Source organism: Streptomyces sp. YS-3 (genome assembly GCF_045257485.1).
In the GTDB taxonomy this organism is placed as follows: Bacteria; Actinomycetota; Actinomycetes; order Streptomycetales; family Streptomycetaceae; genus Streptomyces.
Window position 1 is genome coordinate 1 of sequence record NZ_JBJHPC010001220.1, and the last position, 539, is coordinate 539.

Annotated in this window: 1 protein-coding gene; it reads left to right on the top strand. The window is 74.5% G+C overall.

Features of this window, described 5'->3' with window-relative positions; all coding sequences use genetic code 11:
* On the top strand, nucleotides 1-439 hold a 439-nt coding region (locus tag ACJA3G_RS38400; protein ID WP_406557594.1), incomplete at its 5' end, for a tyrosine-protein phosphatase.
* Nucleotides 440-539 lie beyond the last annotated feature (100 nt).

Genomic DNA, 539 nt, shown 5'->3' on the forward strand with positions numbered 1-539 from the left:
CCGGAGCCTGGTGACGTCGAAGTCGGCGCGGGCCGCGTACCGGACGCTGCTGGGCGAGCTGGCCGCCGAGGACGCGGGGCCGCTGCTCTTCCACTGCACGGCGGGCAAGGACCGTACGGGGTGGGGGGCGACGGTGCTGCTGTCCCTGCTGGGGGCCGGGYCGGAGGTCGTGGAGCGGGAGTACCTGGCGGTGAACGCGGCGGTGCGGCAGGCGTTCGCGCCGCTGGTCGAGGGGTTCACGGYGCAGGGCGGCGACCCGGAGGTGGCGCTCGCGGTGATCGGGGTGGTGCCGGAGTACCTGGCGGCGGGCCTGGAGGAGGTGGCGTCACGGTACGGGTCGATGGAGGCGTACGTACGGGACGGGCTGGGGGTCGGGGACGAGGTGGTGACGCGGGTGCGTGCCCGTCTGGTGGACTCCCCCGCCCCGCCCCTCCGCTGAACCTCAGGGGGCGGACGGGGACCGGGCACGGGCAGGCGCGGTGACCATCCCACGATTCGCTCGTTTTGCTGAACGTGGCTCCGCCCCAGGACATCCTCAC